Source organism: Gammaproteobacteria bacterium, assembly GCA_021647245.1.
Taxonomy (GTDB): Bacteria; Pseudomonadota; Gammaproteobacteria; order RBG-16-57-12; family RBG-16-57-12; genus JAFLJP01.
Genome location: JAKIVC010000035.1, coordinates 21122 through 28309, shown reverse-complemented (window position 1 = coordinate 28309; position 7188 = coordinate 21122). Strand labels below are relative to the sequence as shown.

General features: G+C 48.8%; 7 protein-coding genes and 1 pseudogene. 5 read left to right on the top strand and 3 right to left on the bottom strand.

Annotated features, from left to right (window positions below):
• The first annotated feature begins 160 nt into the window (after window positions 1-160).
• Window positions 161-409, top strand: a pseudogene (locus L3J94_10345) (tyrosine-type recombinase/integrase).
• A gap of 212 nt (window positions 410-621) precedes the next feature.
• Here L3J94_10345 and L3J94_10340 read toward each other — a convergent pair.
• Window positions 622-1368, bottom strand: coding sequence for a Nif3-like dinuclear metal center hexameric protein (locus L3J94_10340; GenBank protein ID MCF6219130.1), 747 nt, complete (start codon window positions 1366-1368; stop codon window positions 622-624).
• Between the two features lie 56 nt (window positions 1369-1424).
• Between L3J94_10340 and L3J94_10335 the strand changes: the two genes are divergently transcribed.
• Both L3J94_10335 and L3J94_10330 read left to right on the top strand, forming a co-directional pair.
• Window positions 1425-2570, top strand: coding sequence for a trypsin-like peptidase domain-containing protein (locus tag L3J94_10335; GenBank protein ID MCF6219129.1), 1146 nt, complete (start codon window positions 1425-1427; stop codon window positions 2568-2570).
• A gap of 190 nt (window positions 2571-2760) precedes the next feature.
• Complete coding sequence (locus L3J94_10330; protein MCF6219128.1) at window positions 2761-3402, top strand: NrsF family protein; 642 nt, start codon at window positions 2761-2763, stop codon at window positions 3400-3402.
• A 10-nt stretch (window positions 3403-3412) separates the two neighbouring features.
• On the opposite strand, the gene L3J94_10325 is transcribed toward L3J94_10330, so the two are convergent.
• The gene (locus tag L3J94_10325; GenBank protein ID MCF6219127.1) at window positions 3413-3949 is read right to left on the bottom strand and encodes a sigma-70 family RNA polymerase sigma factor; all 537 of its coding nucleotides are present in this window, start codon (window positions 3947-3949) and stop codon (window positions 3413-3415) included.
• Window positions 3950-4050: 101 nt separating this feature from the next.
• On the opposite strand from L3J94_10325, the gene L3J94_10320 reads away from it, so the two are divergent.
• Together L3J94_10320 and L3J94_10315 are read left to right on the top strand one after the other, a co-directional pair.
• Complete coding sequence (locus L3J94_10320) at window positions 4051-4446, top strand: thioredoxin family protein (protein ID MCF6219126.1); 396 nt, start codon at window positions 4051-4053, stop codon at window positions 4444-4446.
• 82 nt (window positions 4447-4528) lie between these two features.
• Window positions 4529-5245 (top strand): cytochrome c biogenesis CcdA family protein, encoded by a 717-nt coding sequence (locus L3J94_10315; GenBank protein ID MCF6219125.1) that lies wholly within the window; start codon window positions 4529-4531, stop codon window positions 5243-5245.
• 21 nt (window positions 5246-5266) lie between these two features.
• Here L3J94_10315 and L3J94_10310 read toward each other — a convergent pair whose 3' ends face one another.
• Window positions 5267-7171, bottom strand: coding sequence for a TIGR00341 family protein (locus L3J94_10310; protein MCF6219124.1), 1905 nt, complete (start codon window positions 7169-7171; stop codon window positions 5267-5269).
• Window positions 7172-7188 lie beyond the last annotated feature (17 nt).

The following is a 7188-nucleotide window of genomic DNA, read 5'->3' as shown; positions in this document are numbered from 1 at the left end:
TTGGCGCTTTACGACAGAAGATGCACGAATAAAACTGAAGCAACTTTATCCGTGCATCACTCATGACAAGTGTTAATTGATGATGGCAATTCCGTATTAGGCAATATCACCTTGGAGGAGTACTAGGCTTTCAGTTGACCCCCGTAGTGGAGTAACCCGGCGTCACCACGTGCATGAGAGTGGTCTACAGAGAGTGCTGAGGGTTGCGGCCCAGAAGGCGGATATTCAGAAGAAGGTTAATTGTCACTCTTTACGCCATAGCTTTGCGACACATCTTTTAATGTCAGGGCAGGATATTCGCACGGTACAGGCGTTATTGGGGCACGCGGATGTTTCGACTACGATGATTTATACCCATGTGCTGAATCGCGGTGGCCACGCTGTTATCAGCCCGCTTGATCGAATTTAGTGGACTATTGATATGAGGTAGATGCCTGTTAACGGGGTAAAATCGCAGTACATCTGTGTAACCACGTACTTGCTCCTAACCCGGATCATTCGTAAGCATCGTGCGACCACCACAAGACGTTATCGCGAGCTAAATAAAAAAGAAAAAGGGGCAAGATGATGCTTGCCCCCTTTTTCTTCTGCGGGGTACGGCCAATAATCCGTTTACGGCCCTTAAATGGGGTTGTCTTGGTCAATAAAGTGGTGCTGTAAGCCAAACCGTTCAGAGAGGTGTTCACCCAGTGCTTTTATGCCGTATCGCTCTGTTGCGTGGTGCCCTGCGGCGTAGAAGTGAACCCCAAGCTCTGTAGCATTATGAAAACTCTGCTCAGATGCCTCGCCGGTTAAATAAGCATCGGCACCCTGCATCGTCGCTTGTTCAAGGTAGCCTTGTGCGCCACCACTGCACCAGGCAATTTTTTTGATGATACGGTTATTTCCGGCAATATGAAGCGGCTTGCGACCCAGTACTTCCGTTATCCGCTGTGCAAAGATCTCTCCGGCACAGGGCTGATTCATCACCCCCATAAGGGCGATGCCATTGGCAAAACTGCTCTCTATTTTCAGGTTTAATACCTTTGCCAATTCAGCGTTATTGCCCAGCATCGGGTGTGCGTCTAGCGGTAAATGGTAGCCCAGCAGGCTCACGTCGGCCTGTAGAAGTGTTTTCACTCTTCGCTGTTTAATGCCAACGATCGCTTGAGCCTCGCCCTTCCAGAAGTAGCCATGGTGTACCAATATGGCATCGGCTCCTTCGATGATGGCCTGGTCGAGTACAGCTTGACTTGCCGTCACGGCGGTGACAATTTTACTCACCCGCTTACGCCCCTCAACCTGCAAGCCATTGGGTGCGTAGTCATTAAACTGTTCAACCACTAATAGTTCATCGATATATTTTTCTAAAGTGCGCAATTCGATCATCTTTTCGCCTATAATTCCCTATCGTTTAATCATATGAGTTCGCAACCAAAAATAACATGCATCAAGAAGGTTTTTTATCATTCATCTATCGTTACGTGGTGCTGGGGCTTGCGGTCGCGTTTCTGACTCTGCTCATCCTGTTTTATCTCTACCCTGAGATTTTTCGGGGCGAACACAAGATAGCGGTCATTGAGGCAACACCACACACCACCGCACCTGCTTCTTATGCTGATGCAGTGCAAGCGGCCGCTCCGGCCATTGTTAACATCTACACCACCAAAGTCATCACCGAAAAGAACCCCTATTTTGACGACCAGCTACTCAAGCGTTTTTTTGGCAACCTGCTGGTGCCACGCCATCGACTGGAGCGGAGCCTTGGGTCCGGGGTTATTATCAGCCAAGAGGGTTATCTGCTTAGTAATTACCATGTGGTTGAAAATGCCGACGAGATTTTGGTGGCACTGCAAGATGGCAGAACCACCGAAGCACAGCTTGTGGGTGGCGACCCCGATACTGATTTGGCGGTACTTAAGATAACACTTGACCAACTGCCGGCCATTACACTCGGCCACTCTGAAAAACTCAGAGTAGGTGACATCGCTATGGCGATTGGTAACCCCTTTGGTGTGGGTCAAACCGTCACCCTCGGAATTATCAGCGCAACCGGGCGCAGCGACCTTGGCATCACCACCTTCGAGAATTTCATTCAAACGGATGCGGCGATCAACCCTGGTAATTCAGGAGGTGGGCTGATTAATGCTTATGGCGAGTTGATTGGCATCAATACCGCCATTTTCTCCCAATCGGGAGGCTCTCAAGGAATTGGATTTGCGATACCGATCCATGTTGCCCGTGCCACCATGGAGCAGATCATCGCTCAGGGCTATATTCCCCGAGGCTGGCTGGGGTTTGATACCCAAAACCTGACACCACAACTGCTCGAAACATTCAACCAGGCGAACTTAAGCGGTGTCTTGATAAACCGTGTCTACCGTAACAGCCCGGCACATGCCGCCGGTGTCAGGCCCGGAGATGTGCTGATAGAGCTTAATGGAAAACCCGTCAGAGAGAGCCGCCAACTCTATAGAGAGGTCATTCAGCTCCCTCCTAACAGTGAGGTTATGCTGAAAGTATTACGGGGGAAAAACATCTACCCACTCTCGAGCACTGTAATACAGCGACCCGAAGAGTTTAATCCCTAGGAGGCTGAATGAGGTCAGCTGAAAGTGTGCAGGGGGATGCCATTAATAGCCCCCTGCCCGGGTATTTCATAAATTTTCGCAAGCTCATGCAATGTTCGGGCTATCTGCCGTTTAGAATTTTTTCTGTTTGATGTAACTTAGCGCTAATAATCGCGAATGACAGTGTAAGCCGGTGATGGAGCTTGACGGTATGAGCAATGAAATAGACAATCTTGTTGATCAATTGGTGGAAGCACATCAGGGCGTTGAGCCTGAACCTAACCCACTGGTCAAAATAGCACCGCTGCTGGTGGGTGTGGTGGGCTATATGGCCAGTGTGGTGATGTTAATTGGCCTGCGATCGGACTGGCAGGCGATGATAACCGGGCCGGTAACTTATCAAGTTGAGCTATTACTTTCGCTGTGTGTGGGAGTATCCGGGATGCTGGCGACTGGCTGGTTGCGTATCCCGTATACTATAAATCAGCGTTTAATTGTCTCTTCAGCGCTGCTTTGCGGCGTTGCTTTTATCGGCTTTGAGCTCTTCCGTTTGGTTAGCGAAGGGGTCTCCCTCGCCTCTGTCAGCTCCTTTATCTCGTGTTATCAACACAGCCTCTATCTGGCCACACTGCCGACTATCGCTTTGGTGATGACTCAACGCTCAGGCTCCACCACTCATCCCTACCTCTCTGCGCTCATGGGGGTGTTTGCTATCGCAGGATTTGCCTGGATTGGCTTACGCCTGACCTGCGAGGTCAATCTGGCGGGACACAATGCGATTGTTCAGTTGTCGCCGTTTATTTTATTGGGCATGGCGATGGGATTGGGCGCCAAAAAAATCTATCGCTGGTAAGGGGTTAATTCTACTGCCGCAGCATCTCTTTTAGCTTGGCTGCCGTGCGATGGGCCGATACCTTTACCGCAGAGATAGAGAGCCCTGTCTGTTCTGCTACTACCTTCACGCTATGCCCTTCGATACGCACCTTTCTGAAGATACACCGTTGTTGCTCTGTGAAGTGGCTGAGCATGCGCTCTAAATCTTCGTCGCTTTGGAATTGATCCAACGGATCACGTTGCTCTGCTATCGTCTCATCCAGTGGCGCTTTCATATGACCCATTGATGAGTAGTAACGACTGAGAAAGTCCGCCCGTCGATAGCGGATAATGGCATTCACCCAGGGGCGAAAAGGCTGCCCCGGCATGTAACGCGCCAGTGATTTATGAATGCCCAGCAAAATATCCTGCAACAGATCGTCCACCCAATCCGCGTTGGCCAGTCCGGGGGCGATGATTTTTTGGATATAGGGGATCAGTTGCTTCAATAAAGTGTGGTAGGCCTGCTTATCACCCGATTGAGCGGTGGTGGCCAGTTGATCCCAGTCACTGTGCTTTTCATCCATAAAATATGGTTAACCAAAAAATATTGTAACCAAAGGGTGAAATCGAAGAATGACAGGGTGTACACCCTTTTTCAACAACCCTACCACTTGGAGATTACGACATGATAACGGTAAAAATATTTAAATCAATCGCAGTACTTTTTCTGCTCCTATCCCTTTCCAACACCGCCTTTGCGGCTGAAGGCATGAAAACATATCAACCGGAGCGCTTTAATCATGCTCAGTACCACGACAAAATGATTGTGGTCGATATTTATAAAGATGGCTGCGGCACCTGTGCTAAACAGAAGCCTGCACTACAAGCTGCACGTGAGATGTATCCTGATGCGGCGTTTTTTCGTGTCGACTTTGCCCGTGATAAAGAGGCGGTCAAGCGCTTTCGTGCTGTTAAGCAGAGCACGATTATTGTATTCAAGGGTGATCAAGAACGCGCTCGCTCGATGGGTGAGACCAATAAAGAGAAGATTTTACAGATGATCGCCAAGGGTGCTTCATAGCCAGCCACTCTGATTATTGGGGGTGCAGTCATCTGCACCCCTTTTTTTACATGAAAGATGGAATACTTATTGGGGCGTGGCTATGACTAGCTTTTTTTTAGCTTATATTGCAGGGGTGGTTACGATACTTTCACCTTGTGTTTTGCCGCTGTTGCCGATCATTTTAGGTAGCTCGATTAATGAGCATAAAAGGGGGCCGCTGTTTTTAGTGGCGGGGCTGATTATCTCTTTTACTTCGTTTGGTATGATTGTCTCAACCATCGGTTTTTCGATTGGTCTGACCACTTCAGTGTTACAAACCCTCGCAGCAAGCATCATGATTTTATTTGGTGCTGTATTAATTTTTAACCCCCTCTATGAACGTTTCTCTGTTATGGCATCCGCATCCACCAGTGGCATCAATAGTAAAATATCGACCCTGCGTTTTTCTGGTGTTCAGGGGCAGTTTGCTCTGGGTATTTTGCTGGGTGCGGTTTGGTCACCTTGTGTCGGGCCAACACTGGGGGCCGCGATCACCCTTGCCGCACAGGGTGAGAGCCTCATTTATGCGGCAACCATTATGCTACTGTTTTCGATTGGCACCTCAACACCCATTCTGGCCATGTCATTTGCCTCTCAAAAAACCATGCTGAGGATGAAGGGCCAGATGATGAGAGCCTCAAAGTGGATGAAGCCGACGATGGGTACTCTTTTTGTTGTGGTGGGCGTGATGATTCTGACCGGGTTTATGATCACTATTGAGGAGACGATGCTCAATATTATGCCCGCTGCCATGACCGATTTTATCTATCGGTTTTAAACGTGCTCCAGGAGGCTGAGGTTAAAAGCGAATTCGCTGTATAACTTCTAGCACAAGGGGCATCTCCAGCTCTGATTGCAGGATCTGTTTAAATTGATCCAGCTCCTCTCGGGTCAGTGTCTCGTCGACAATAAAGTCACACTTCACAACCAGTACACCGGCATGTTTAATTTCGACATTTTCAATCTGCACCCGCTTACCGGCTACGCTGTACTCTGTATGCTCCAACACCGAGAGGATTCTAGAGTCAAACGCCATGGTGGTAAACGACAGGTAGAGGGGTATGGCAACAATCAACGAGACTAGCAACCCATAGGCCAAACCCTTTTTGGCGCGTTTGACGGGGGAAAATCCCATCACCAAAAAAGTCAGTGATGCGGCAAAAATAATCCCCACCAGGTTGGTGATAAACAGCAGAAAGGCTGGGTAGAATATATCCATATTCATCCAACCAAGGCCGATACCTGCCGTGGCGAGTGGGGGCACCAACGCAACGGCAATCGACACACCGGCCAATGAGCCGACGATTTTATCATTATTTTGAGCATACGCTGCCGCGATGCCGGATATGAGCGCTACGATCAGATCCAAAAGTGTGGGGCTGAGCCTGGCGGAAATTTCATCGGTTAAATTATCAAGCGGCAGTAAAAAGGCGATAGCCGCCGCGCTGAACAGCGCAATCAGTACGCCGATGAGCACCGTTCTTATCGAACTAAACAGCAGGCTTTGGTCACTGCGAAGTACCCCCATGGAGGTGGATACAATCGGCTGCATGAGAGGCGCCAGCAACATCGCGCCAATCACCACCGAGGCGCTGTTCAAAAACAGCCCAACGGTGGCCAATACGGTGCTCAAAAACATCAATATCAGATAGGTTGACTCTGTTTTTCCCTGTTTTCTCAGGTCGGCAAACAGATCTTTATAGCGCTCTTCGCTAGCATGGGTAAAAAATGGTAATCCTTTTTGTGCATAGCCGACCTCTTCCGTGGTCACGGGGAGGCCAGATAGTTTAAGTGTCTCCTTATCGGAGGTGTCATTTTTAATTTCGGCCCAAAACGCCTCACTGGCAATAAATTGAACCGCCTGTTTTTTTACGCCGAATTCAACCGGAGTTTGGGCGACTTTCTCACCATCGACCGTCACTTCAAGCGGCTGGGCACTCTCTATGTTAAGCGACTCACTTTTAATAAACCCCACTGAACTGGGAAGGCGGGTACTTTTTGTTTTTTTGAGAATAGAGACGTAAAGGTAGTAGAGGTAATCTGCGGTAGAGGCGGGAGAGAGTAAAAGCGCGGAAAGCTTGCCATCATTAACCGATAAAAAACTCTGGACCAGTGAAGACGCACCGGTGTGATTATCATGCTCAATGATGACAATACCCGTTGCCGAAGTGTTGATCTCTTGGCCTTTGGCGGTGGTTAATTTGATTTTATTCTGTTTGAGAGACTTCAGCTTTTTCAAAGCCTCCAGCAACCGTTTGTATCGCGCCAGAAAGGCGGTTTCCTGGTACACATCGCTGCTATCAGTCAGGGGTGGCGCATCACCAATCACCGCACCCCATAAAACGATTTCACCATTTGCGTAAAGCAGGTCTAGCGGCTTCGGCTCACCCTCCAGTGCTATTTTTAGAGACTCTTCTCTATTTTTGGGGATTTCAAAAGTCGAGCGCAGTGTGTTTTGGTTTTTTTGCGCCAACAGCGCCACGCTAAAACCGCACTCACAGGCTTTTTTCAGTATCTGTTTAATCTCATCGATACGACCACAAATAATCACACGGTCAGCGGTAGTGGCCAACTCATGCGTTATGAACGCCTCAATAGAGACCGATTTAAAGTGCCGGGCGTATTGGCTCTCAACAAGCTCCTGCGCAATATCTTCGCACTGTTGGCCATAAACAAAATAGACATTCCCACTCGCTTCACTCATAAATAATCTCTTTTCAA

What these genes read in the sequence shown, in the direction of transcription:
- L3J94_10340 (MCF6219130.1), bottom strand. Translation starts at nt 1,368, where the DNA reads ATGATCGAATTGCGCACTTTAGAAAAATATATCGATGAACTATTAGTG.
- L3J94_10335 (MCF6219129.1), top strand. Translation starts at nt 1,425, where the DNA reads ATGCATCAAGAAGGTTTTTTATCATTCATCTATCGTTACGTGGTGCTG.
- L3J94_10330 (MCF6219128.1), top strand. Translation starts at nt 2,761, where the DNA reads ATGAGCAATGAAATAGACAATCTTGTTGATCAATTGGTGGAAGCACAT.
- L3J94_10325 (MCF6219127.1), bottom strand. Translation starts at nt 3,949, where the DNA reads ATGGATGAAAAGCACAGTGACTGGGATCAACTGGCCACCACCGCTCAA.
- L3J94_10320 (MCF6219126.1), top strand. Translation starts at nt 4,051, where the DNA reads ATGATAACGGTAAAAATATTTAAATCAATCGCAGTACTTTTTCTGCTC.
- L3J94_10315 (MCF6219125.1), top strand. Translation starts at nt 4,529, where the DNA reads ATGACTAGCTTTTTTTTAGCTTATATTGCAGGGGTGGTTACGATACTT.
- L3J94_10310 (MCF6219124.1), bottom strand. Translation starts at nt 7,171, where the DNA reads ATGAGTGAAGCGAGTGGGAATGTCTATTTTGTTTATGGCCAACAGTGC.